Raw genomic sequence first — 23,657 nt, forward strand, 5'->3', positions numbered from 1 at the left:
CTCCTTACTTAGCGGTTTTCCAGGCTGGCGGCGCGGGCGTAGGGCAGTGCCGTCTCGTTGCCCTTGAGCGCGGACTCCTGGGCGTGCTGGCGCAGGTAGCCTGGCAGGCGCTGATCCCAGCCGGCCTGGTTCTGCAGCACACCGTTGGCCATCGGCCCGGTGGTTTGTTCACTGCTTTCACTATAGCCTGCCAGAACGGCCGGGCCCTGTGCCTGTGGCATGCTCAGGCCCTGCTGGGCAGGCTGCTGGGCGGCCAGTTCGGCACCGGTGATCTCGTCCTGGTTGTAAAAGCGCACACCGGCCAGCACGGCGACGGTCACCGAGGCGGCCACGGCCAGGCGACCGATGCTGCGCCAAGGGCCCTGCTTGACCTTGGCTGGCACAGCCTCGTCGGCCAGCGCCGCAGACACCGCCGAGGCGATATCCAGCTTGGGCAGCAGCAGTTCCTTGTGCATGGCGGCACGGGCAACCTGGTAACGCGACCAGGTGGCACGGGTTTCGGCGTCGTCGACGGCGTTCAGCACGCGACGCAGTTCAAGTTCGTCCGCTTCGTTATCCATCACCGCGGACAGCGATTCCTGCAAAGCTTCACGACTCATGGCGGTTCCTCTCTTGGCTGTCGCCGCTGTCTCAGGTTTCCTGCAACAAAGGTTGCAGGGCTTTGTCTATGGCCTCCCGAGCGCGGAAGATTCGAGAGCGCACGGTACCCACCGGACATTGCATGACACTGGCAATGTCTTCGTAACTCAGTCCATCGAACTCGCGCAGCGTCAATGCTGTACGCAGGTCTTCCGGCAGTTGCTGGATGGTGCGATGGACAGTGCCTTCGATTTCATCCCGCAACAACGCGCGCTCTGGGGACTCGAGATCCTTGAGACCATGATCGCCGTCGTAAAACTCCGCATCCTCGGAGCTCACATCGCTGTCTGGTGGCCGTCTTCCACGGGATACCAGGTAGTTCTTCGCCGTGTTGATGGCGATGCGGTACAGCCAGGTATAGAACGCACTGTCACCGCGAAAATTCCCAAGCGCACGGTATGCCTTGATGAAGGCTTCCTGCGCCACGTCCTGCGCTTCATGGGTGTCGTGAACAAAACGCACGATCAACCCGAGAATCTTGTGCTGGTACTTCAGCACCAACAGATCGAACGCTCGCCTGTCACCGCGCTGCACGCGCTCGACAAGCTGCTGATCCTCTTCCTGGGTTAGCATGAACACTCCTCGGTAGTCTCGAAGGAGCGTTGCAACAGCCATCGTTCAGGCTTGCAACCATAGACTCGGGCTTTGCGCAAAAGTTCTCCCCTCCAAGCAAGTTTCCTAACGGCCCTTGGTTGGCTCGCACGGAAGACGCAGCGCGGTCACGGCCGGCTGCGTCGATAATCTGGTCTCATGTACGCAGGTGTCAGCCCAAGATAGAGCTGCCGCCCTGCATCGCCTCGGCAAACTGTGAGGTATGGGCAGCCTTCATAGGATTTCCCAGGGTATCGGAAAGTTCCCACGAAGATCGTCGCAACCTGCGCAAGCGCCATTGGAAATCAGGCACCTGGGGCTGCTATAAAGGCATCCCGGTCTGCTTTCACGATAGTTTCACAGTGCCATCTGCGCTCGACTATTGTGCCGTGCCCCCTCCAAAGATTACTAGTGTCCCGACATGAGCCAACAATTCCAACATGATGTCCTGGTGATCGGCAGTGGTGCCGCCGGTCTCAGCCTGGCACTGAACCTTCCTGGCCACCTGCGCATCGCCGTGCTGAGCAAGGGCGACCTGGCCAACGGTTCGACCTTCTGGGCCCAGGGCGGCGTCGCCGCGGTGCTCGATGACACCGATACCGTGCAGTCCCATGTCGAGGACACCCTCAACGCCGGCGGCGGCCTGTGCCATGAAGACGCCGTGCGTTTCACCGTCGAGCACAGCCGCGAGGCCATCCAGTGGCTGATCGAGCAGGGCGTGCCGTTCACCCGCGACGAACACTACAGTGTCGACGACGGCGGCTTCGAGTTCCACCTGACCCGTGAGGGCGGCCATAGCCATCGGCGCATCATCCATGCCGCCGACGCCACTGGCGCGGCGATTTTCAAGACCCTGCTCGACCAGGCCCGCCAACGCCCGAACATCGAGCTACTGGAGCAGCGCGTTGCGGTCGATCTGATCACCGAGCGGCGCCTGGGCCTTGCGGGCGAGCGCTGCCTGGGCGCCTATGTGCTCAACCGCGACAGCGGCGAAGTCGACACCTTCGGCGCGCGCTTCACCGTGCTGGCCACCGGCGGCGCGGCCAAGGTCTACCTCTATACCAGCAACCCCGATGGCGCCTGCGGCGATGGCATCGCCATGGCCTGGCGCGCCGGCTGTCGGGTCGCCAACCTTGAGTTCAACCAGTTCCACCCTACCTGCCTGTACCACCCGCAAGCCAAGAGCTTTCTGGTGACCGAGGCCCTGCGCGGCGAGGGCGCGCTGCTGCGCCTGCCCAATGGCGAGCGCTTCATGCCACGCTTCGACCCTCGCGAAGAGCTGGCGCCACGGGATATCGTCGCCCGCGCCATCGACCACGAGATGAAGCGCCTGGGCGTGGACTGCGTATACCTGGACATCAGCCACAAGCCCGCAGACTTCATCAAGAGCCACTTCCCCACCGTGTATGAACGCTGCCTGGCCTTCGGCATCGACATCACCCGCCAGCCGATCCCGGTGGTGCCGGCTGCCCACTACACCTGTGGTGGGGTCATGGTCGACGAGCGCGGCCACACCGACGTGCCCGGCTTGTACGCCATTGGCGAAACCAGCTTTACCGGCCTGCATGGCGCCAACCGCATGGCCAGCAACTCGCTGCTCGAATGCTTCGTGTATGGCCGCGCCGCCGCCGCCGACATCGAGGCGCACCTTGGTCAAGTCAACATGCCCCGTGCCCTGCCCTGCTGGGATGCGAGCCAGGTCACCGATTCGGACGAAGATGTGATCATCGCGCACAACTGGGACGAACTGCGGCGTTTCATGTGGGACTATGTCGGCATCGTGCGCACCAGCAAGCGCCTGCAACGCGCCGAGCACCGGGTGAGGTTGCTGCTCGATGAAATCGACGAGTTCTACAGCAACTACAAGGTCAGCCGCGACCTGATCGAGCTGCGCAACCTGGCCCAGGTGGCCGAATTGATGATCCGCTCGGCAATGCAGCGCAAGGAGAGCCGAGGGTTGCACTACACCCTGGATTATCCAGGCATGCTGCCCGAAGCCGTGGACACCATCCTAATCCCCACCCTGTAGGAGCCAGCCTTGCTGGCGAAGCAGGCGCTGCGGTGACGCATCACCCCGGCACTTCGGCCCAACGCCGCCGGCTGAATTTCAGCCGCACCCGCAAACGCCGATGCTGCTCATGCCCCAGTGCATCCCTCGGGATGCACTGCCCCTCGCTCCACCACCGCCCCTTGCGCACGAAGCGCAATACCACCAGCCCCGGCAGCGCGACACTGTCACGGCACAGCCGCACCGCCTGCCAGCCCCGCGCGCGGCTGTACAGGCGCCACCCACGCGCATCACGGCGCAAGCCGGTGATGGCCTGGGGATGGGTCAGCAGGATGCGACGGGGGATGGCCCAGCAGGCGTGGGCAAGACAGGCGATCGCCAGCAGGCAACGCAGCCAGGCCGGCAAGGTGAGCACAACGAGGGTCAGCAGCGCCAGCACCAAGCTGGCCAGGTAGGCCGTCAGCAGCAGGCGCGAGCCCTGCCAACGGCACTCGAATACTTCACTTGGGCTGGACACGGTCCAGGATGATGCGGACCATGCGTTGCAGCTCCGGATCTTCCGACTCGGTGCGCTCCATGAACCAGCCGAACATGTCCTGGTCTTCGCAGGTCAGCAGGCGACGGTACAGCTCGCGGTCGGTTTCGCTCAGGCTCGGGTAGACTTCCTGGGTGAAGGGGACCAGCAGCACGTCCAGTTCCAGCATGCCACGGCGGCTGTGCCAGAAAAGCCGGTTGAGTTCAGTTTGTTCGACCATGGGGCCCTCCTCGAGTGGGCGCGCAGTATACCGCGCGGCGAACGAAGCGGCACAAGGCGTTGGTCTAGTCACCTACCTATTTTGTTACTGGCGTTCTATGATGACCGCCAGTCTCTAGCTACCGCGATGACCCATGGCCGATTCCGCTTTCTTCTGTTCCCTCACCCATGAGGGCATCCTCGCCGTCCGCGGCTCCGACGCCGGCAAGTTCCTGCAAGGTCAGCTGACCTGCAACATCAACTACCTCAGCGACGATCATGCCGGCCTTGGCGCCCGTTGCATGGTCAAGGGCCGCATGCAGTCGAGCTTCCGTATCCTGCCCGAGGGCAACGGCTACCTGCTGGCCATGGCCCGCGATCTGCTCGAGGCGCAACTGGCCGACCTAAAGAAGTACGCGGTGTTCTCCAAGGCCACCCTGGCCGACGAAAGCGCAGCCTGGGTGCGCTTCGGCCTGCATCAGGGCGAGGCCGCCCTGCGGGCGCTGAACCTGTGCGTGGCGGACGAGGCCGGCGCGACCGCCCGTCATGACGGGCTAATTGCCGTCCGCGCCTCGGCCGGTCGGGTCGAACTGTGGGCGCCTGCCGACCAGGCTTGCGCCGTTCACGAGAAATTGGCCGCCACGCTGCCCGAGGGTACGCTCAACGACTGGCTGCTGGGCCAGGTCCGCGCCGGCATCGGCCAGGTGATGGGCCCGACCCGCGAGCTGTTCATCCCCCAGATGATCAACCTGCAAGCGGTCGATGGGGTCAGCTTCAAGAAAGGTTGCTATACCGGCCAGGAAATCGTCGCCCGCATGCAGTACCTGGGCAAGCTCAAACGCCGCCAGTATCGCTTGGCGCTGGCCGAGACAGCGGTACCCCAGCCGGGCGCCGAGATTTTCTCGCCCACCCATGGCTCGTCGGTCGGCGAGGTGGTGATCGCTGCCAGCAGCGGCAGTGCCGTCGAACTGCTGGCCGTACTCAGCGCCGACGCGGTAGCCGATGACAACCTGCACCTGGGCAACCTGGAAGGCCCGCGCCTGACGCTGCTCGACCTGCCTTACGAACTGGACCGCGACCGGGAAATCCAGCGCTGACCAGCCCGCCCCGTGGTAAAAGCGGGGCTGCACCACCATTGCCGTAGAGACGTTCATGAACAAGCTGGCCGAAATGGTCCAGGCGCAATTGCTCGCCGCCATCGACAAGGACGACCTGGTCCTGCCGACCCTGCCGGAAGTCGCCCTGAGCATCCGCGAAGCCGCCGAGGACAGCGACATCAGCGTGTCCGCCCTGAGCAAGGTGATCGGCCGGGATGCCGCGCTGTCGGCGCGCCTGATCAAAGTAGTCAACAGCCCGCTGATGCGCGCGGCGGTAGAAGTCACCGACCTGCACACCGCCATCACCCGCCTGGGTATCAACTACAGTTGCAACCTGGCCATCGGCCTGGTGATCGAGCAGATCTTCCATGCCCGGGCCCCGGCGGTGGAGCAGAAGCTTCGCGATATATGGGCCAACAGCTTGGAAGTCGCAGGCATCAGCTATGAACTGTGCCGCCGCTACACCCAACTCAAGCCCGACCAGGCCACCCTCGGCGGCCTGGTCCACCAGATCGGCGCCCTGCCGGTGCTGATCTACGCCGAGGAGCATAACGAGCTGCTCTCCGACCCGGTCTGCTTGCATTTCGTGATCGAGCAGATCCAGCCGGTGCTGGGCGACAAGATCCTCAGCGCCTGGGAGTTCCCCGAGCAGTTGATTACCCTGCCCGGCCAAGTGCAGGACCTCGACCGGCGCACCGACCAGATCGACTACATCGACATCGTGCAGATCGCCCGCTGCATCAGCCAGCGCGGGCGCAGCCGGCCATTGGCGGCGTTGCCGGCCTATCGGCACCTGGGGCTGCCGTTCGGTACCGAACTGGATATGCAGGAATTGCTCGATGCGCGCAGCATGCTGCGCTGAGTCGCCAGGGCTGATCATCGGGCATGCCTGCTCCAGGTTGCGCCAGTGCCACCGGTGGCAACGGGCTTGCCCGATGAAGACCTTGGTCAATCCGCAATAAAACTCACCCGCACCTTCAACCCACCCCGCTCGCCGTCATGCAAGCTGATCTGCGCCAGGTGCGCCCGGCAGATCTCGCCGACGATCGCCAGGCCCAAGCCACTGCCCTGCGCGCTGCGCCGGTAGAAACGCTCGAACACCCGCTCGCGCTCGGCCTCGGGAATTCCCGGCCCGTCGTCCTCGACCTCGAGCACCGCCGGTGCCAATACCCGCAGGATCACATCGCCGCCCGGCGGGGTATGCGCCAGGGCGTTGTCCACCAGGTTGCTGAGCAGTTCGTTGAGCAGGGTCGGCTCGCCCTTGAGCCACACCGGTGCCTCGGCCTCCAGCGCCAGGGCCACGCCACGGGCGTGGGCCAGCGGCGCCATGGCCATGCCCAGCTCGCGGGCCAGTTGGCTCAGGTCCAGGCGCTGGGCGCCACCTTCGGCGATGGCGCGGGCGCCGTTCTCCACCCGCGCCATCGACAGCAACTGGTTGGCCAGATGGGTCAGGCGGTCGGTGCCCTGGGCGGCGGCTTCCAGGGTGCTGCGCCACTCGTCAGGCTCACGTGAACGCAAGCCCAGCTCCACGCGCGCCTTGAGCGCCGCCAGCGGCGTGCGCAGTTCATGGGCGGCGTCGGCGATAAACTGCGCCTGGCGCTCGAACTGGCCACGCAGCCGCTCGGTGAAATGGTTGAGGGCACGCACCAGCGGCCCCAGTTCGCGCTGCACCTGCACCACCGGCAAGGCGCGCAGGTCGTCCGGCTGGCGCTCTTCCACCGCCGTGCGCAGGCGCTCCAGCGGGCGCAGCGCGGCGCTGACCGCGAACCACACCATCACCAGCGCGCCGAGCGCCAGCATGCCCAGGCGCAGCAGGGTGTCAGCCATCAGGCCGCGAGCCATGCGCACCCGCGCCTCTTCGGTCTCGGCCACGCGAATTTCCGCCATGCCGTTCATGTTCGGTTCGCTCACCGCCTTGAGCAGGCTGACCACGCGCACATCCTGGCCCAGGTAGGTGGCATTGTAGAAACGCGCCAGGGCCGGGTAGTCGTCGGTACGCGGCGTGCCCGCCGGTGGTGGCGGCAGGTGTTCGTAGCCGGAGATCAGCTTCTGCTGGATGTCCAGCACCTGGTAGTAGATACGCCCGGCGCTGTCATAGGCGAAGGTGTCCAGGGCCACGTAGGGCACATCGGCACTGAGGGTGCCGTCGCGCTGCGACAAACCGGCGGCGATGGTCCGCGCCGAAGCCAGCAGGGTGCGGTCATAGGCGGTGTCGGCGGCTTCGCGGCCGTTCCAGTACGCGCTCAGGCCGCTGGCCAGCATCAGCACCACCAAAAGCAGCGCCAGGTTGCCCAGCAAGCGCCCGCGCAGGCTGCCGTTGTCACGCATCGCGGTGCTCGAGCAGGTAGCCCAGGCCGCGGAAGGTAACGATATGCACCGGCTGGCCGTCGAGCTTCTTGCGCAGGCGATGGATGTAGATCTCGATGGCGTCGGGGCTGGCCTCCTCGTCCAGGCCGAACACCTGGGCAGCCAGTTGCTCCTTGCTCATCACCCGCCCTGGCCGGGCGATCAGCGCCTCGAGCACGCTCTGTTCGCGCTGGGTCAGAGTCAGCGGGGCGTCTTCGAGGGTAAAACGCCGGGTATCCAGGTCGTAGACCAGCGGCCCGCAGCGCTGCTGGCGCTCGCCACCCAGCACGCTGCGGCGCAGCAAGGCCTTGACCCTTGCTTCCAGCTCGGTCAGCTCGAAGGGCTTGGCCAGGTAGTCGTCGGCCCCCAGGTTCAGGCCATGCACACGGTCCTTCACATCGCTACGCGCAGTGAGCATCAGCACCGGCAGGGTCTTGCCGCGCCCACGCAGGCGCGCCAGCACCTCGAAGCCGTCCAGCCGCGGCAGGCCCACATCGAGCACCGCCACGGCGTAGTCCTCGCTGGCCAGGGCCAAGTCGGCGGCCACGCCGTCATGCAGCACGTCCACGGTCAGGCCCTGGCTCTTGAGGGCCTGGGCCACGCTTTCGGCCAGTTGCGGATGGTCTTCGACCAGCAACACTCGCATCGTATTCTCCCTGCCCGGCATGGGCCTTTTGCGCGGAGTGTACCGCCGTGGCGAGGCCTGTGAAGCCCTCGCGAGAAACCTTTCACGCTGAAAGGTTAGCGAAAGGTTGGTTACCTAGCATCGCACCACGGTCGCCCCGCGCGCCGGCAAAAAGCACCAGCAAGGTGCAAACACATAAGAACAATAAATGGAGTCACCGACGATGCTGTCCATGCAGCCGCAGGCGTTCGCGCCTACCCGTTCGTTCGCCGCCCGACCTTCCGCCCTCGCCAGCGCCTTCGCCCTTGCCGGTGTCGCGCCCATGAGCCAGGCCGCCTTCTTCGAAGACAGCACGGCCACCTTCGAAACCCGCAACATGTACTTCAACCGCGACTTCCGCGACGGCACCAGCGCGCAGCAATCCAAGCGCGACGAATGGGCCCAGGGTTTCATGCTCAACTTCGAGTCCGGCTATACCGAAGGCACCGTGGGCTTCGGCCTGGACGCGCTGGGCATGCTCGGGGTCAAGCTCGACTCCAGCAAGGACCGCACCGACACCGGCCTGCTGCCGACCCACGACAACGGCAAGGCCGCCGACGAATACTCCAAGCTCGGCCTGACCGGCAAGGTCAAGGTCTCGCAGACCGAACTGAAGGTCGGCACGTTGATTCCCGAGCTGCCCACGTTGCAGCCCAACGACGGGCGCATCCTGCCGCAGACCTTCGAAGGCGGCCTGGTCACCTCGAAAGAGATCAAAGGCCTGACCTTCACCGGCGCGCGCCTGGAAAAAGCCAAGGACCGCAACGACACCAACTGGGAAGACCTGGCCCTCAACAACAAGAACAGTCGCTTCGGCGGCACCTTCAGCGCCGACCACTTCGACACCGGCGGCCTGGACTACCAGTTCACCGACCGCATCACCGGCAGCTACCACTTCGCCCAACTCGACGACATCTATCGCCAGCACTTCATCGGCATGCTCGCCACCCAGCCGTGGGGCCCGGGCACCCTGGGCGCCGACCTGCGCCTGGCGATCAGCGACGATGCCGGCGCGGCCAAGGCCGGCAAGATCGACAACACCACCTTCAACGGCATGCTCAGCTACACCCTGGGCGGGCACAAGGTCAGCGGCGCCTGGCAGCAGTTGTCCGGCGACAGCGCCTTCCCCTATGTCGATGGCGCCGACCCCTACCTGGTCAACTTCGTCCAGATCAATGACTTCGCCGGCAGAGACGAGCGCTCCTGGCAGGCGCGCTACGACTACAACTTCGCCGCCCTCGGCATCCCCGGCCTGACCTTCATGACCCGCTACATCAGCGGCGACAACGTCAGCCGCGCCGCCGGCGGCGAGGGCAAGGAGTGGGAACGCAACACCGAACTTAAGTACGTGGTACAAAGCGGCCCGTTGAAAAACGTCGCCGTGCGCCTGCGCAACGCCACCTTCCGCTCCAACTTCGCCCGCGACGCGGACGAGGTGCGGCTGCTGGTGAGCTACAGCGTGGCCCTGTGGTAAGCCATTAGCGGTAATCCATAACAACAACGCTCACGGAGTTAGACGATGACCTTTTCACTGCGCCGCCTCGTCCTCGCCACCGGTTGCCTGCTGTTGGCTGGCAACGCCCTGGCCGCCGAACCGAAACGCCCCGAATGCATCGCCCCGGCCTCGCCCGGCGGCGGTTTCGACCTGACCTGCAAACTGGTGCAAAGCGCCCTGGTCAACGAGAAGATCCTCAGCAAGCCGATGCGGGTCACCTACATGCCCGGTGGCGTCGGCGCGGTGGCCTACAACGCCGTGGTCGCCCAGCGGCCAGGCGATGCCGGCACCCTGGTGGCCTGGTCCAGCGGTTCGCTGCTGAACCTGGCCCAGGGCAAGTTCGGCCGCTTCGACGAGAACGCGGTGAAGTGGCTGGCGGCGGTCGGCACCAGCTATGGCGCCATCGCGGTGAAAAGCGATTCGCCCTACAAGACCCTCGATGACCTGGTCGCGGCCCTGAAGAAGGACCCGAGCAAGGTGGTGATCGGCTCCGGTGGCACCGTCGGCAGCCAGGACTGGATGCAGACCGCGCTGATCGCCAAGGCCGCCGGCATCAACCCGCGCGACCTGCGCTACGTGGCCCTGGAAGGCGGCGGCGAGATCGCCACCGCGCTGCTCGGCGGGCACATCCAGGTGGGGTCCACCGATATTTCCGACTCCATGCCGCATATCCAGAGCGGCAACATGCGCATCCTCGCGGTGTTCTCCGAGAACCGCCTGGACGAGCCGGAGATGAAAGACATCCCCACCGCCAAGGAACAGGGCTACGACATCGTCTGGCCGGTGGTGCGCGGCTTCTACCTGGGGCCGAAGGTCAGCGACGAGGACTATGCCTGGTGGAAGGCCTCGTTCGACAAGCTGCTGGCCTCGGAAGACTTCGCCAAGCTGCGTGACCAGCGCGAACTGTTCCCGTTCGCCATGACCGGCGAGGAGCTGGACAGCTATGTGAAGAAGCAGGTGGCGGACTACAAGGCGCTGGCCCGCGAATTCGGGCTGATCCAGTAAACCTCCCACGATCCCTGTAGGAGCGGCCTTGTGTCGCGAAAGGGCTGCAAAGCAGCCCCGGCAAAACGTGCTGCGAAGCTGACATTCTGGGGCCGCTGCGCAGCCCTTTCGCGACACAAGGCCGCTCCTACAGGGACGCGTGTCAAGCCGAACCATGAGGATTTCCCCATGATCCTGCAACGCATTTTCGCCCTGGCCCTGCTGGCGCTGTGCGCCGTGCTGGCCGTGATGGCCTGGCCCTACCAGGCCGCCTTCTCCTACGAACCGGTAGGCCCACGCGCCTACCCGCTGCTGATGCTTGGCCTGATGAGCCTGGGCCTGCTGTACCTGGCCATTCGCCCTACGCCCATAGTGCGCAAGGACGACGAACCCGAGCTGGACCGCGATACGCTGATCAAGATCAGCGCCTGCGTTGGCCTGCTGATCGTCTTCGCCAGCACCTTCGAAGCCCTGGGCTTCATCCTCAGCGCCATCCTCGTCGGCGTGCCCATGGCCCGCCTGTACGGCGGCCGCTGGCTGCACAGCGCCCTGGTGGTGGTCGGCATGAGCCTGTTCCTCTACTGGCTGTTCGACCGCGTGATGGACGTGCCCCTGCCCCTCGGCCTGCTCGACGTACTGGAGAACTGACACATGGATACCTTGAGCTACCTGGGCCAGGGCTTCGGCGTCGCCCTGAGCCCGTACAACCTGGTCACCGCCCTGACCGGCACCCTGATCGGCACCGTGGTCGGCCTGCTGCCGGGCCTGGGCCCGATCAACGGCGTGGCCCTGCTGATCCCCATCGCCTTTGCCCTGGGCCTGCCGCCGGAGTCGGCGCTGATCCTGCTGGCCGCGGTGTACCTGGGCTGCGAATACGGCGGGCGCATCAGCTCGATCCTGCTGAACATCCCCGGCGAAGCCTCTACCGTGATGACCACCCTCGACGGCTACCCCATGGCCCGCCAGGGCTTGGCCGGCGTGGCCTTGTCGCTGTCGGCGTGGAGCTCGTTCATCGGCGCGCTGATCGCCACCTGCGGCATGGTGCTGTTCGCCCCGCTGCTGGCGAAATGGGCGATCGCCTTCGGCCCGGCGGAGTACTTCGTGCTGATGGTGTTCGCCATCGTCGCCCTGGGTGGCATGGCCGGCGACAAGCCGCTGAAGACCTTCATCGCCGCGCTGATCGGCCTGTTCCTGTCGGCGGTGGGCATCGACGCCAACAGCGGCGTGTACCGCTTCACCGGCGACAGCGTGCACCTGGCCGACGGCATCCAGTTCGTGGTGCTGGTGCTGGGGCTGTTCTCCATCAGCGAGATCCTGTTACTGCTGGAAAAGACCCATCACGGCCATATCGCGGTCAAGGCCACCGGGCGCATGCTGTTCAACTTCAAGGAAGCGGCCTCGGTGTTCTTCGTCAATATCCGCTGCGGCCTGCTCGGCTTCTTCATGGGCGTGCTACCCGGTGCCGGCGCGACCCTGGCCAGTGCCGTGGCTTACATGACAGAAAAGCGCATGGCCGGCGACAAGGGTAACTTCGGCAAGGGCGACGCCCGCGGCCTGGCCGCGCCGGAAACCGCCATCGGCGCCTCCTGCTGCGGCGCCCTGGTGCCGATGCTGACCTTAGGCGTACCCGGCTCGGGCACCACCGCGGTGATGATCGGCGCGCTGACCCTGTACAACATCACCCCTGGCCCGCTGCTGTTCGAACAGCAACCGGATATCGTCTGGGGCCTGATCGCCTCGCTGTTCATCGCCAACATCATGCTGGTGATCCTGAACATCCCGATGATCCGCATCTTCACCCGCATCCTCGCAGTGCCGAACTGGGCGCTGGTGCCGGTAATCGCGATCATCACCGCGATCGGCGTGTACGCCGTGCATGCCACCACCTTCGACCTGTTCCTGATGGTCGGTATCGGCATCATGGGCTACATCCTGCGCAAGCTGGACTTCCCACTGTCGCCGATCCTGCTGGGGTTCATCCTCGGTGGGCTGATGGAGCAGAACCTGCGCCGCGCGCTGTCGATCTCCAATGGCGAGCTGGGCATCCTCTGGTCGAGCCCGATCAGCATGGGCGTGTGGGTGCTGGTGGTGTGCATGCTGAGCCTGCCGCTGCTGCGCATCTGGCGCAAACGGGCCCAGCAACGCCGGGCCATGGCCGATGCCTGACCGCGCGTTGCCGCTGTACTGGGCCACCGGGCTGGTCGGCCTTGCTGGCGGTTTTATCGCCAGCAAGGTCGGCTGGCCCTTGCCGTGGATGGTCGGTGCGCTGCTGGCGATCATCCTGGTGCGCTGCCTGACACCCTGGCTGTTGCCGGAAATTCCCAATGGTCGCAAGTGCGGGCAATGCGTCATCGGCATCGGTATTGGCCTGCACTTCACCCCGGCAGTGATCGAACAGGTCGCCGACCACTTCGTGCTGATTTTCTTTGGTGCGCTGTTCACCACGCTTTCCAGCGTGATCAGCGTGTGGTTGTTGCGACGCAGCGGCGAGGACCGGGCCACGGCGTTCTTCGCCAGCATGCCAGGTGGCTCGGGCGAGATGGTCAACCTTGGGGCGCGCAATGGCGCGGTGCTCAGCCAGGTGGCCGCGGCGCAGAGCCTGCGGGTGCTGGCGGTGGTGTTGTGCGTGCCGGCGCTGTTCAAAGTGTTGCTGGGCGATGGCGTACCGCTGAATCACGCCGGCAGTGTCAGCTGGGGCTGGCTGGCCCTGATCGCACCGTTGGGCGTTGCCGTGGCACTGATCTGGCAACGCTTGCACCAGCCCAACCCCTGGCTGTTCGGGCCGTTGCTGGTGGCTGCCACGGTGAGCCTCGCGGGCAATATGCAGATCGGCCTACCCAACGGCGCCAGCCAGATCGGCCAGTGGCTGATCGGCAGCGGCCTGGCCTGTCACTTCAACCGGGCGTTCTTCCGCCGCGCGCCGTCGTTCCTCGGGCGCACCTTGCTGGCCACGGGGTTGTGCATGCTGATCGCCGCAGGCGCGGCATGGGCGTTGAGCCTGCTCACGCACCTGGACCTGCGTTCGCTGACCTTGGGGATGATGCCGGGTGGCATCGCGGAGATGAGCCTGACGGCGGAGACGCTGCAACTGTCGGTGCCGTTGGTGACGGCGTTGCAGGTGATGCGGTTGTTGTTCGTGCTGTTTTTGGCGGAGCCGTTGTTTCGGCGTTGGAATGCGGGTGAAGGATGAGCCATCCGAAACGACTGCCAACAAAAAACGAAAAAGGAAGCCCGGCAGGCTTCCTTTTCCACACATCGGTCAGAAGTCGTAACGCACGCCCACGTTCACACCATAAGGCTGCTCGATGTTCTTACCGTTGCTGTACTCCACATCGGCATGCACACGGAACTGCTTGGACAGCGCCAGCGACACCCCAGCCCCCAGCTCGGCACGCGAACCAGACAGGTCATTGTTGAACACGTTGTTGTTGACCTGTACCTGGTTGCGCTGGGCAAATTCATGGGCGAACGCACCTTTCACGTAGGGCTGCACCATGGCTCCGCCATCGAGCGGGATGGTCTTGCCGACGGTGGTACCCACCTTGCCCAGTAACGACTTGGCCATGTCGCCTTCAGCACGCAGGCCGTTGTCGAAGGTGTAGTCCTTACCAGCGACGGCAGCAGTGGCCACCTGGACGAAGGGCTCGATGAAGTAACCGTCGTTGAGCTTGATGTGCTTGCCCGCCTCCACCGACGCGCTCACGCCGTGGGTGTCGTAGTCACCCTTGCTGCGGGTGTGGTCGCTCATACCGACCTTGGCGTTGTTCTGGTAGCGGTTGTACTTGAGCACGGTGTCGACGTAGAAGCCCGTCTGGCGATCCAACCAAGTGGCGTAGCCGCCCACGTAGTAGCTGTCGACGGTACCGGAAGTGCCGTAGTCGAGGTTCAGGTCCGAACGGCTGCTACCGGCCAGCACGCCTAGCAGCCAGTCGCTGTCGGCCAGTTGCATGTCGGCGCCCAGGCTCATGCCGCGCTGGTTCTGCTGGTAACCCGCGCCCTGGGAGGCGCCGCTGACGTTGTACTGGTTGCCGTAAGTACGCATCCATACACCCGCGTTGCGCCCTTCGCTGTAGCGCAGTTCACCCATGCGGCTGCGCAGCGAACTGAGTTCGCCGTAAGCCACGGTGATCGGCGTGTTGAACAGCGCCATGGCGGCCATGGTGATCGGCGCGACGGTGCGGGTCTCGCGGTTCAGCACCCAGTCGTTGCCGTCCTGTGCAAGCTCGTAGGAGTAGGCGCCCACGTCAACCCGTTCACGGTCGTTGAGCAGATGGAATTGCGCACCACCGTCGGCGGTCTGGACCAGGCGCAGCGATTCGACACTCGCTTCCTGGCCGCTGCTGCCCACCAGCAGCCCGTGATTGCCCTCGGATGTACCGGTGACGATCAACTGGTCGCCGCTGCCGGTGACGAAATCGCTGTCCATGACGAAGGTGCCATTGCCAGAGAGATTGGTCACCGCCAGGTTGTGGAAGCGGCCTGGGTCGCCAAAGGTGACCTGCCCACCCTGCATGACCAGATCACCGACAGTGCTGTCGTCATTCAGCGTCCAGTGGCTACCGCCACCGAGCGTGGCACTGTTCACATTGTGCAAGGCGCCCAGCAACTGCGCGCCGTTCTGCAGATCGAGGGTGGCACTTCCCCCCTGCGTCACAGTCAAGTCGCCTGTCATCTGCCCTTGCTCCAGCAACAGATCGAAGGCGCCGGTAGAACCGACATCGACGTTGCCGGTCAGCGAGGAACGGGTGAAGTTCGCGTGGGTGGTACCGGCGGACTGGATATTACCCGTCATGGCCGAATCGGTGAGCGTAAGGTCGAGCGTGCCGTTCTGCGCAGTCGTGGCATTGCCGTTCAAGGACGAGCCAGCGAAGGTCACTGTCGATGTGCCTGAGCTTTCGATATCGCCATTCAACGAGGAACGCACCAGGTTTGCCTGGGTGATGCCCGCAGACTTGATGCTGCCGTTCATCGTCGAGTCCTGGAACGCCAGGTCGAGTTTGCCGGTGGCGCTGGTAACAGCATCACCGTTCAGGGTAGAGCCGCTGAAGTTGATGGTCGAAGTGCCAGCGTTGTCGATCCCACCTGTGAAGGTGGAGGCATCGACGCGCACATTTGCCATGCCCTGCTGGCGTACCTGCAAGGCAGTGCCGTTGCCGCCCGTCAGGCTGGAGCCATTGAGCACGTCCAGCGTCGCGACGGTCCCTTGGCCAATCACGACAGCCGGGCCGGCGACTCCGGACACGTGGCTGTTGTCCAAGGTCAACTGGGGCGCATTGTTGGTCGTGCTTTCGACCAGCATCTGCACGCCAGCGGTCTGCCCGGTGATACGGCTACCACCCTCGACCCGCGCCGTGCCACCAAACAGCCGCAGGCCTGGGCCGACCCTACCGGTCACCTGGGTGTTGCGCAACAAAAGTTGACTGCCAGCCGTGACCTGGGCACCAATGCCTGCGCTGATCTGGCTGTCACTCACGCTGGCGGTCGATTGGCCGAAGCTGCGCGCCAGTAACAGGCCCATGCCGTTGCCGGTGTTGACGATGTTCGCGTTGGCAATGGTGGCAGTGCCGTCGAGCAAACCGATGGCATTGCCGGAGGTCACTGAAACCACGCCGCTGGTCATGTTCAGCGTCGACTGGTTCATCTGCAGGGCCTGGGTCTGCGCACCGTTGACATTCAAGGTGGAGTTGGCGCTGGCATTGTAGAAAGTGATGGGAGTAGTGGCGTCGATGGTCAACGTTTCACCCACCAGATTGCGGGCGGTGGCGTGGCCGGAGTAGGCCGCGAGTGTCAACAGGGCGATGACGCCCGTAAGAGAAAAGGTAAGACGATTACAGGTACTAACGTTCGGCATTCTGGACCTCTCGGCTTAATCGCAATGGGTGCGCAGAAAGCTGGGTACTGCCCGCCAGCCTCACTGCAGGGTCGAGAAGGCTAGTTGGAATAAAAATCTTCATGTGTAGGGGAATTCAACAATGAGATGCAGACTTTTCAACAGCCAGGGCGGTCAGCGTCCGCCCTGGTTGCCTTGCCTCATACCCCCCGAGGGCGACCGGCTCCCCACAAAGCGCAGTAACCGTTATTGCTGCCATCGACCGCGTAACGCACCATGACCGCGTTCGACATGTCGACCACACCGTCCTCACGCAGGACCGTGAAGCTACTGAGGAACGAACCTCTCACAGGTCCACGAGGCTCAGGAGGGTCTTGTACGGGGAAATTGATGTCACTGAAAGGCACCACCAGCGTGATCGTGCCTGAGCTTGTGACACGACCGCTGACTTCGGTAGCCGCCTGGTACGGAGCGGTGCCCCTAGGGCTGGCGGAATACTGCAACTGGACGGTGACAGTTGCGCCAATGTTCAGCGTCGGCTCGTTGATCTGCAGCTGAATGCCGTTCCAGGGTTGAGAGTTGCAGTTGAGGATGTTGGTGTCTCTGACGGCCGAACCTGCTGGCCGATTTTCATATTCACCATGGCCGGTGCCTGGATTGACTGTGTCCGTCCTGTCGACGTTCAAATAACGCACGAAGGACGTCAGCGTGACGACTGCAGCGACGGTGACTGGCGTCACCGGGGAAAGCATGGCGTTGTCTTCGAACTCGGTGCCAGCGGGCGGATAGACCTCGAAGTAGGCATCCTTCAATCCATTCCCGTGGCGCGCGATCGTTGCCCATGGCAACTCGACATTGATGGTCGAACCTTCGACGGGAGGGTCCGGCAGCTCGATCGCAGGCACCGCAATGATCTCCTCGACGTTCTCTGCGGATCGGTAGTAGATCCGAACCCTGCTACCGGCTTGCGCGCTAGGGTACGTGGTAAAGACGATGGTGGCCGGCAGATTGAAATCTTCTGGTCGAATCCTGTTGTCCACCGGATTGGCACCCCCACCCCGCACCACAAGCTGGCCCAGCCGAGGGTTCGGGCTGCCATCGTCCGGATCCGGAATCGGCCCCATGGTCCGCAGGTCCACCGCCACGACGGCAGGAGCCGATAGTCGCGGGGTCACTTCACCCCGGGACCATTCATAGGTTACCGACAACTCATAGTTGGCCTGCCCATCTGGCTGGGCCAGGTTTTCCCACGTCGCGACCACCGTCCGAGGCGCCGTGCCATAGGTGATGGGAGACAGCCTTTGCGGGCCAGAAGACGTTTGCAGGATCACGACGAGACTATCATTGGGCTGCGCAGAGACGATATCCGGAATCTGAATGGTCAGCCCTGCCCTCGCCACCTCGCGATTGACGCGTGCGGCCTGCAGGATCGGAGCTGGCAAGGTCGTGGGCACATCCTCCAGCTGAATCTCCACCACGAGGCTGCCAGACTCCGCCGACTCCCACCCCGTACGATCGCGCAGCTTGTACTTGACCTGCTTGGTGCCCGCTCCCCAACCTTCGACGACGGTGTTGCTCAGGTCGATCGTCTGCACCAGCTCGTCGCCGACCGGATAGATCTCGAGAGGTGCCAGCTCAACACCATTGACGTTGATCACAATCTGGTCACCAGGCCATTTACCCGAGTAATCCCGCAAGGGGAAGGAAATGGTGGGGTTGTTTCGCAGGTAATCCCGGTCGATCAGCGCGCCTGCCGGAAGATTGGCCGGCCGCTCCAGGGCACGGGGCTGAGTGCCTCGGGAGGGTGGGAATTGGTCGACGTAGACGCGTTGAGGGTCGGACGGTACTTCGTTACCAATTTGATCGTTGCCCAGCGTATAGAAGATATCAACGAAACCCTCTGGAAGCTGATTCCAGAAAGCGGGGTCGATTGCCACATTGACAGGGCCTCCTCCACCTCCCGCAGGGTCGAAAGGCACCCTTGCCAGCGCCTCCATCTTAACCTTTGTAGGAACCGCAATCGGCGTGCCGAACTGATCAAATTGATAATTCATTCGCCACAGGTAAATCAGGTCGAATGAACCAGCGTAATCACCAGGGTCGTCAGGTACCGTGGACGGCCAAGCCGGAATCGTCAAGGTTACGTAGTTATTGCGTTCGTCCGTAACCTCAAAGGCTTCACGCTTGATTGTGATACCCCGCCCGTCACCGTCGTCAGGCAGGACTTTGTCGGCATCAATGATGAACGGATTACTTGCTTGAACACCTACAGACATTAGCCCATTGCTTTTCGAGCGGACATAATCAGCCAGTGCCTTGTCAATCTTCTTGGAGAGTTCCAGGTACTCCTCTTTGGTCTTTGCTGGATCCGGTGTAGTAGCACCCGGCGCGGAAGTTTCTCCCACCACCGTGCTGTTTTTTTCAAAGCTTGTCATAGCATTCTCCTGGGAATTGAAAAATCAACTACAAACGGCTTCACTGCAGCGGAATACCTACAAGACCGATTAAAGCGTCCTGAAGCTGCACCCCATTGTGCTGGAGAAGATAAAGTCGACGCGCACTTCGAGCGGGCGTGAAAAGCCCACGCTGCCATCGTTCTTCTCAACGTCGTACCAAACCCTCAGCTGGCCTTCTTTCCTGAAACTTCCAAACTGATCGTGAAGTGCCTGCTTCACCGGCCCCAAGAACAAGCGCAGGTTCTGGTTCGCGCGAGTCACCGGCACAAGCTCGGAAGACTTCTCTTCACCCACCGCAATAAACTTCGTACGTTCTTTTCGATACAGCTGCCAACGTAAGCGAACTTGCTCCCCTACTTGCAGCCCAGCACTCGCGGGCACATCGAACGGAATGTCAGCGTCCGGGGGGATCGGCTCAGCGAGGGCGTTATACAAAGAGTCGCAACTGAGGTTGCCCCAGAAGTTGACATAGGGCTCGACATACGCCGGCTCTGGATACGTCGCTACCCACGCCACCGTGACCGTGGTGACCGGCGAACGCTGTCGGTTGACGCCGTTGCTGGCCCAGTAGTGCACTGGAACCCGACCACTGCTGTGCTTGACCTGGCTATAGGGAATGGGCGGAAAAGTGATCGTCTGGTTTTCCTGGTCGCCCGCCTGTACCACATAGGTCGAAACGGGAAGCGGCGAGCCATTCCAATGCAATTCCAACTGTTGTCCCAGCTCAGGCTGTGCGTAGAGCAGCACTTCCACCCTCACGTCCTGATCGATATCCGGAGTACCCAGGTGATTGTCTCCCGTACGGCCCTTGACCACGACGGGCGCCAGCAGCGGGTTTTCTGGCCCGGGGCCTTCCGGGTCGGGGCCTGCGACACGCAGGTCGACCATGACCTGGATACCCGTCGTTTCCTGCGAGCCACCATGGCGGTTGCTGGTGTAGTACACGTTCGCCAGCACAGGCCCGACAAACCCCTGGGCTGTGATATCCGCCCAAGGTACCTCCACACGCACAGGCCATTGCTGAACGGCACCCACCGTGACAGCCTGCAATGGTCGGTTGTTCCAGAACACCTGCAGCACATCGCCAGGCTGCGCCTCTTCGATCCTGGGGATCTCGACCCGCACAGGCGTACGGGCGTCCTGTAGGTTCACCAGCCCATCGGTGGCCAGTGGCACTTGGGCACGCGGAAGCTCGACGGGTACAGGCAACAGCACTTCCACATTGAGTGCAGATGATTGCATCCCCACGTTTCCAGAGCGATCCAACAACCTGCAAACCACACGAAACTTGCCATTGGTCAATTGCGCGGCGGGCACTTCGACAAGAAACGGGGTTTGCTGTTTGTTATCCGCATTTACGGTAACTTCGAACAAGGGATTAAAAGGCAGGTTCGTCGTGCCCGACGTACTCGAATCGAGCATGAAAAGTTGCACTTTGTCTTCAAGACGAATATCGGCCCAGCGGTCAACCTTGAAGATTGCCTTGTTTCCGTTCTGATCCAGATAGGCTTGATCGATGACCGTTACATTGTCTTCCCGCAACGGGCAAGGGCGACCAATATTAGGTGCCGCCTGGTCTATCCGGACCCTGGTCTCAGGAGAAGGTTCTCGGTTGTTGATATACTCGACCCAGACTTCGAACTTGAACGTGCCCACATTGGGAACTAGTTTTGCTGCGGGCACACTCAGATCGACCGGAAAGTACCGTTCACCGTTTGCATCCTCTTCAACACTGGGTTGCATCTCCCAATAAACAACTTCGCCTACCGTTCTGTCGTTCCAGAACGGCTGAAATCCCAGCTGGGGACTCTCGTAACCGTCCGCGATCAACTGCCTGTAGTCGCTTTCGTAGTCAGCCCAGGCCTTTACCCGAAAAGGCAACGCAATGATCTGCCTTTCAAGGGGCAGTGTGAAGGCACCCTCCTCGTCATCGAGCAACGGCAGCACCCCCACTGGCACAGGGGCATCGAGAAAGACTTCGCCGGGTTCTGGAGAGAGGATGGAGCCCTTGCTTTTAGCCTTCACCAGCCTCGACATTTTCAACCCCGGCAATTTAAAGCCCTCGCACTGCAAGGGCTGTACGGCTTCGATGGGGCTGAATCTAGCGCTGACGGAAATTCCGCGAAACTGGCAAAAATACTAGGTGCGGCGGCACTACAACGGTGGCAGCGCCCAATCGATCGGCGCCATCCCATGCTGCTGCAGGAAGCCATTGGCCCGGCTGAAATGCCCACACCCAAAGAACCCGCGATACGCCGATAGCGGCGACGGGTGCACCGACTTGAGCACCAGGTGGCGGGTGCCGTCGATCAGCTTCTGCTTGCTCTGGGCATGGGCGCCCCACAGCAGGAACACCACGTTCGGGCACTGTTCGCTGACCACCTGGATGATCCGGTCGGTGAAGAACTCCCAGCCTTTCTTCGCGTGGGAGGCGGCGTTGGCGCGCTGCACGGTCATGGTGGTATTGAGCAGCAGCACGCCCTGCTCGGCCCAGCTCTGCAGGTAGCCGTGGTTGGGGATGGGCAGGTTCAGGTCGCGCTGCAACTCCTTGTAGATGTTCACCAGCGACGGCGGCGCGGGCACGCCGGGCTGCACCGAGAAGCACAGGCCGTGGGCCTGGCCTGGGCCGTGGTACGGGTCCTGGCCGAGGATCACCACCTTGACCTGCTCCAGTGGCGTGGAGTTCAGGGCATTGAAGATCAGCGGCCCAGGCGGGTAGATCTCCTTGCCGGCGGCGTACTCGGCCCGCAGGAACTCACGCAGCTGGTGCATGTAGGGCTGGTCGAACTCGGCGCGCAACGCGGCTTTCCAGCTGGGTTCGAGCTTGATGCGATCGTCGTCGGTCATGGGGGTATCCAATAGCAAAGTGGCGCGACACTAGGAAAGCCGCGCCGGCTTGTCAATCGATCCGACCGGCGACCGGCAGCTTCGTGCCAGCCGGCCATACTGGTGGGATGACCTGCGCGAGGTAGCCCATGTCCATTCACTGCGAGGTACTCACGGGAGCCGACGGCGCCCGTCTTGGCATCGCCACCCTGGATGCACCCAAGACGCTCAACGCCCTGACCCTGCCGATGATCGAGATGCTCGACGAGCAATTACATGCCTGGGCCGACGACCCCGGCATCGTCTGCGTGCTGCTGCGCGGCAACGGGCCCAAGGCCTTTTGCGCCGGGGGCGATGTGCGGGCGCTGGTGCAGGCCTGCCGTGAACACCCCGGCAGCGTGCCGCCGCTGGCGGCCACGTTTTTCGCCAGCGAGTACCGCCTGGACCATCGCCTGCACACCTATCCCAAGCCGCTGCTGTGCTGGGGCCATGGCCATGTGCTGGGCGGCGGCATGGGGCTGTTGCAAGGCGCTTCGGTGCGTATCGTCACCCCCAGCAGCCGCCTGGCCATGCCCGAGATAAGCATCGGCCTGTACCCGGATGTCGGTGCCAGCTGGTTCCTCGCCCGCCTGCCCGGCAAGCTTGGCCTGTTCCTGGGCCTGACCGGCGCGCCGATCAATGCCCGTGATGCCCTGGACCTGGGGCTGGCCGACCGTTTTCTTGGCGAACATCAGCAAGACGCCTTGATCGAAGAGCTGCTGCAGTTGAACTGGCAGGAGCAAACCGCCCTGCAGCTCAACAGCCTGCTCAAGGCCGAGCAGCACCGCGCCTGGGCCCAGCTGCCCGAAGGCCAGTGGCTGGCGCGCCGGGCAGTGATCGATGAGGTTCTCGACGTAGCCGACCCGGTGGCAGCCTGGCGTGCCTTGGCAGGGTTGGCCAGGCACCCCGACCCGCTGTTGGCGGCGGCGGGCCAGCGCCTGCACGACGGTTGCCCGCTAACCGTGCACCTGGTGTGGGAGCAGATTCGCCGGGCTCGGCAGCTGTCGCTGGCGCAGGTGTTGCAAATGGAATACGGCATGAGCCTGAACTGCTGCCGTTATCCGGAGTTCAGCGAGGGCGTGCGGGCGCGCTTGCTGGACAAGGACGACACCCCGCACTGGCATTGGCCAGACGTGGCACAAGTGCCAGCGGCGGTGGTGCAGGCGCATTTTGCCAATGAGTGGGAAGGCCGGCATCCGCTGGCTGAGCTGGGCTGAGTTCAAGCAAGCCGCTTGGCCCGTAGGCACCGGCTTCGCCAGCAAGCTGGCTCCTACGGGCCAGGCCGGTCACACACACCGTAGGAGCCGGCTTGCCGGCGAACACCGGCATGGCCGGTGGCAGCCTGCGCGGCACCGGCTTCGCCAGCTAACCTCAACGCTGCCAGTTGTGGTTGCCTCGCGGGTTACCCTGTCGGTTCGAATGCCAACGGTCCCCGCGACCATCACGACGGTCCTGGCGGTAATCGTTGCGGTTGCGATCCCCCCCGTAGTCGTAGCGCTGGCGATTGCCGTAGTCGTACCGTGGGTTGCCGTGCCAGCGCGGCTGCATGCCGGGCGCCGGATACGGTCGGTAGTAACGCGGTGCGGGCTGGTAGTAATAACGCGGCTGCGGCGCCACGTAGTAACGGTCCTGACGATAGTAGCCGGGGTACACGTAGCGGTCGCTGGTGTAGTAATCGCTGCGGTAATAGCCACCGCTCTGGTAATAAGGGGCGCAAGCGGATGTCAGCAGCCCCAACAGGACAATGAGCAGGATTCGTTGGTACATGGCGGCCTCCTGGACCGCGAGGATGCCCAGCACAGCGGCACTGGCGGGCGTCGACGGCAATGCGTTCATCGACACAGGATCAGACAACGCCACCGGGGTTCGGTGCGTTTTCTGCAACAATTTGAAACAGCTCGTCCTACCCAGGCGCGCCCCTGCACCTCGCTCCGATATACTGGCCAGCC

General features: G+C 63.5%; 20 protein-coding genes. 9 read left to right on the forward strand and 11 right to left on the reverse strand.

Going from position 1 to position 23,657, the window contains the following annotated elements; translation table 11 throughout:
- Positions 1–8: 8 nt before the first annotated feature.
- On the reverse strand, positions 9–599 hold the full coding sequence (locus ACODS5_RS05810) for a sigma-E factor negative regulatory protein (protein ID WP_489108182.1): 591 nt from the start codon (positions 597–599) through the stop codon (positions 9–11).
- Between the two features lie 31 nt (positions 600–630).
- Positions 631–1,212 carry an RNA polymerase sigma factor RpoE/AlgU gene (gene rpoE / locus ACODS5_RS05815; RefSeq protein WP_010220971.1) on the reverse strand — a complete coding sequence of 194 codons (582 nt, stop codon included), beginning with the start codon at positions 1,210–1,212 and terminating at the stop codon, positions 631–633.
- Between the two features lie 439 nt (positions 1,213–1,651).
- Here rpoE and nadB point away from each other — a divergent pair, with 439 nt between their 5' ends.
- Entirely contained in the window at positions 1,652–3,259 is a 1,608-nt protein-coding gene (gene nadB, locus ACODS5_RS05820; protein ID WP_134691419.1) for an L-aspartate oxidase, read from the forward strand.
- Between the two features lie 40 nt (positions 3,260–3,299).
- Here the strand turns inward: nadB and ACODS5_RS05825 are convergent, their stop codons facing one another.
- Both ACODS5_RS05825 and ACODS5_RS05830 read right to left on the reverse strand, forming a co-directional pair.
- Positions 3,300–3,755, reverse strand: coding sequence for a protein YgfX (locus tag ACODS5_RS05825; protein WP_134691420.1), 456 nt, complete (start codon positions 3,753–3,755; stop codon positions 3,300–3,302).
- Positions 3,739–3,993, reverse strand: coding sequence for an FAD assembly factor SdhE (locus tag ACODS5_RS05830; RefSeq protein ID WP_134691421.1), 255 nt, complete (start codon positions 3,991–3,993; stop codon positions 3,739–3,741). The genes ACODS5_RS05825 and ACODS5_RS05830 overlap by 17 nt, the downstream gene beginning before the upstream one ends.
- 133 nt (positions 3,994–4,126) lie before the next feature.
- Between ACODS5_RS05830 and ygfZ the strand changes: the two genes are divergently transcribed.
- Both ygfZ and ACODS5_RS05840 read left to right on the forward strand, forming a co-directional pair.
- On the forward strand, positions 4,127–5,068 hold the full coding sequence (gene ygfZ, locus ACODS5_RS05835; RefSeq protein WP_489108183.1) for a CAF17-like 4Fe-4S cluster assembly/insertion protein YgfZ: 942 nt from the start codon (positions 4,127–4,129) through the stop codon (positions 5,066–5,068).
- Positions 5,069–5,123: 55 nt separating this feature from the next.
- Positions 5,124–5,930, forward strand: coding sequence for an HDOD domain-containing protein (locus tag ACODS5_RS05840; protein WP_134691423.1), 807 nt, complete (start codon positions 5,124–5,126; stop codon positions 5,928–5,930).
- Positions 5,931–6,016: 86 nt separating this feature from the next.
- On the opposite strand, the gene ACODS5_RS05845 is transcribed toward ACODS5_RS05840, so the two are convergent.
- Positions 6,017–7,396, reverse strand: coding sequence for a sensor histidine kinase (locus tag ACODS5_RS05845; protein ID WP_134691424.1), 1,380 nt, complete (start codon positions 7,394–7,396; stop codon positions 6,017–6,019).
- Positions 7,389–8,060 (reverse strand): response regulator, encoded by a 672-nt coding sequence (locus ACODS5_RS05850; RefSeq protein ID WP_134691425.1) that lies wholly within the window; start codon positions 8,058–8,060, stop codon positions 7,389–7,391. Before ACODS5_RS05850 ends, ACODS5_RS05845 begins: the two co-directional genes overlap by 8 nt.
- A gap of 202 nt (positions 8,061–8,262) precedes the next feature.
- Between ACODS5_RS05850 and ACODS5_RS05855 the strand changes: the two genes are divergently transcribed.
- The 5 genes from ACODS5_RS05855 (at position 8,263) to ACODS5_RS05875 (ending at position 13,747) form a co-directional block, all read left to right on the forward strand.
- Positions 8,263–9,552 (forward strand): OprD family porin, encoded by a 1,290-nt coding sequence (locus ACODS5_RS05855; RefSeq protein WP_489108184.1) that lies wholly within the window; start codon positions 8,263–8,265, stop codon positions 9,550–9,552.
- 45 nt (positions 9,553–9,597) lie between these two features.
- The gene (locus tag ACODS5_RS05860) at positions 9,598–10,578 is read left to right on the forward strand and encodes a Bug family tripartite tricarboxylate transporter substrate binding protein (RefSeq protein ID WP_134691427.1); all 981 of its coding nucleotides are present in this window, start codon (positions 9,598–9,600) and stop codon (positions 10,576–10,578) included.
- A 168-nt stretch (positions 10,579–10,746) separates the two neighbouring features.
- Positions 10,747–11,205: a tripartite tricarboxylate transporter TctB family protein gene (locus tag ACODS5_RS05865; protein ID WP_489108185.1), complete on the forward strand. Its 459-nt coding sequence runs from the start codon at positions 10,747–10,749 to the stop codon at positions 11,203–11,205.
- 3 nt (positions 11,206–11,208) lie between these two features.
- Positions 11,209–12,723: a tripartite tricarboxylate transporter permease gene (locus ACODS5_RS05870; protein ID WP_134691430.1), complete on the forward strand. Its 1,515-nt coding sequence runs from the start codon at positions 11,209–11,211 to the stop codon at positions 12,721–12,723.
- Entirely contained in the window at positions 12,716–13,747 is a 1,032-nt protein-coding gene (locus tag ACODS5_RS05875) for an AbrB family transcriptional regulator (RefSeq protein ID WP_489108186.1), read from the forward strand. Before ACODS5_RS05870 ends, ACODS5_RS05875 begins: the two co-directional genes overlap by 8 nt.
- 69 nt (positions 13,748–13,816) lie before the next feature.
- Here the strand turns inward: ACODS5_RS05875 and ACODS5_RS05880 are convergent, their stop codons facing one another.
- The 4 genes from ACODS5_RS05880 to ung form a co-directional block, all read right to left on the reverse strand.
- Positions 13,817–16,348 (reverse strand): autotransporter outer membrane beta-barrel domain-containing protein, encoded by a 2,532-nt coding sequence (locus tag ACODS5_RS05880; RefSeq protein WP_489108187.1) that lies wholly within the window; start codon positions 16,346–16,348, stop codon positions 13,817–13,819.
- A 239-nt stretch (positions 16,349–16,587) separates the two neighbouring features.
- Positions 16,588–18,822, reverse strand: coding sequence for a hypothetical protein (locus ACODS5_RS05885; RefSeq protein WP_489108188.1), 2,235 nt, complete (start codon positions 18,820–18,822; stop codon positions 16,588–16,590).
- A 69-nt stretch (positions 18,823–18,891) separates the two neighbouring features.
- Entirely contained in the window at positions 18,892–20,880 is a 1,989-nt protein-coding gene (locus ACODS5_RS05890; RefSeq protein ID WP_489108189.1) for a hypothetical protein, read from the reverse strand.
- Positions 20,881–20,997: 117 nt separating this feature from the next.
- Positions 20,998–21,690, reverse strand: a complete 693-nt coding sequence (ung, locus tag ACODS5_RS05895; protein WP_489108190.1) for a uracil-DNA glycosylase — start codon at positions 21,688–21,690, stop codon at positions 20,998–21,000.
- Between the two features lie 128 nt (positions 21,691–21,818).
- On the opposite strand from ung, the gene ACODS5_RS05900 reads away from it, so the two are divergent.
- On the forward strand, positions 21,819–22,925 hold the full coding sequence (locus ACODS5_RS05900; RefSeq protein WP_489108191.1) for an enoyl-CoA hydratase/isomerase family protein: 1,107 nt from the start codon (positions 21,819–21,821) through the stop codon (positions 22,923–22,925).
- A 154-nt stretch (positions 22,926–23,079) separates the two neighbouring features.
- Here the strand turns inward: ACODS5_RS05900 and ACODS5_RS05905 are convergent, their stop codons facing one another.
- Positions 23,080–23,475: a hypothetical protein gene (locus tag ACODS5_RS05905; RefSeq protein WP_134691437.1), complete on the reverse strand. Its 396-nt coding sequence runs from the start codon at positions 23,473–23,475 to the stop codon at positions 23,080–23,082.
- Positions 23,476–23,657: the final 182 nt, after the last annotated feature.

It is taken from the genome of Pseudomonas sp. FG47 (genome assembly GCF_057809115.1).

Bases quoted from the DNA above. Each gene is read 5' to 3' on its own strand.
- nadB (WP_134691419.1), top strand. From the start codon at position 1,652: ATGAGCCAACAATTCCAACATGATGTCCTGGTGATCGGCAGTGGTGCC.
- ygfZ (WP_489108183.1), top strand. From the start codon at position 4,127: ATGGCCGATTCCGCTTTCTTCTGTTCCCTCACCCATGAGGGCATCCTC.
- ACODS5_RS05840 (WP_134691423.1), top strand. From the start codon at position 5,124: ATGAACAAGCTGGCCGAAATGGTCCAGGCGCAATTGCTCGCCGCCATC.
- ACODS5_RS05890 (WP_489108189.1), bottom strand. From the start codon at position 20,880: ATGTCGAGGCTGGTGAAGGCTAAAAGCAAGGGCTCCATCCTCTCTCCA.
- ACODS5_RS05905 (WP_134691437.1), bottom strand. From the start codon at position 23,475: ATGTACCAACGAATCCTGCTCATTGTCCTGTTGGGGCTGCTGACATCC.
- ACODS5_RS05870 (WP_134691430.1), top strand. From the start codon at position 11,209: ATGGATACCTTGAGCTACCTGGGCCAGGGCTTCGGCGTCGCCCTGAGC.
- ACODS5_RS05845 (WP_134691424.1), bottom strand. From the start codon at position 7,396: ATGCGTGACAACGGCAGCCTGCGCGGGCGCTTGCTGGGCAACCTGGCG.
- ACODS5_RS05850 (WP_134691425.1), bottom strand. From the start codon at position 8,060: ATGCGAGTGTTGCTGGTCGAAGACCATCCGCAACTGGCCGAAAGCGTG.
- rpoE (WP_010220971.1), bottom strand. From the start codon at position 1,212: ATGCTAACCCAGGAAGAGGATCAGCAGCTTGTCGAGCGCGTGCAGCGC.
- ACODS5_RS05860 (WP_134691427.1), top strand. From the start codon at position 9,598: ATGACCTTTTCACTGCGCCGCCTCGTCCTCGCCACCGGTTGCCTGCTG.
- ACODS5_RS05810 (WP_489108182.1), bottom strand. From the start codon at position 599: ATGAGTCGTGAAGCTTTGCAGGAATCGCTGTCCGCGGTGATGGATAAC.
- ACODS5_RS05875 (WP_489108186.1), top strand. From the start codon at position 12,716: ATGCCTGACCGCGCGTTGCCGCTGTACTGGGCCACCGGGCTGGTCGGC.
- ung (WP_489108190.1), bottom strand. From the start codon at position 21,690: ATGACCGACGACGATCGCATCAAGCTCGAACCCAGCTGGAAAGCCGCG.
- ACODS5_RS05885 (WP_489108188.1), bottom strand. From the start codon at position 18,822: ATGACAAGCTTTGAAAAAAACAGCACGGTGGTGGGAGAAACTTCCGCG.
- ACODS5_RS05855 (WP_489108184.1), top strand. From the start codon at position 8,263: ATGCTGTCCATGCAGCCGCAGGCGTTCGCGCCTACCCGTTCGTTCGCC.
- ACODS5_RS05900 (WP_489108191.1), top strand. From the start codon at position 21,819: ATGTCCATTCACTGCGAGGTACTCACGGGAGCCGACGGCGCCCGTCTT.
- ACODS5_RS05830 (WP_134691421.1), bottom strand. From the start codon at position 3,993: ATGGTCGAACAAACTGAACTCAACCGGCTTTTCTGGCACAGCCGCCGT.
- ACODS5_RS05865 (WP_489108185.1), top strand. From the start codon at position 10,747: ATGATCCTGCAACGCATTTTCGCCCTGGCCCTGCTGGCGCTGTGCGCC.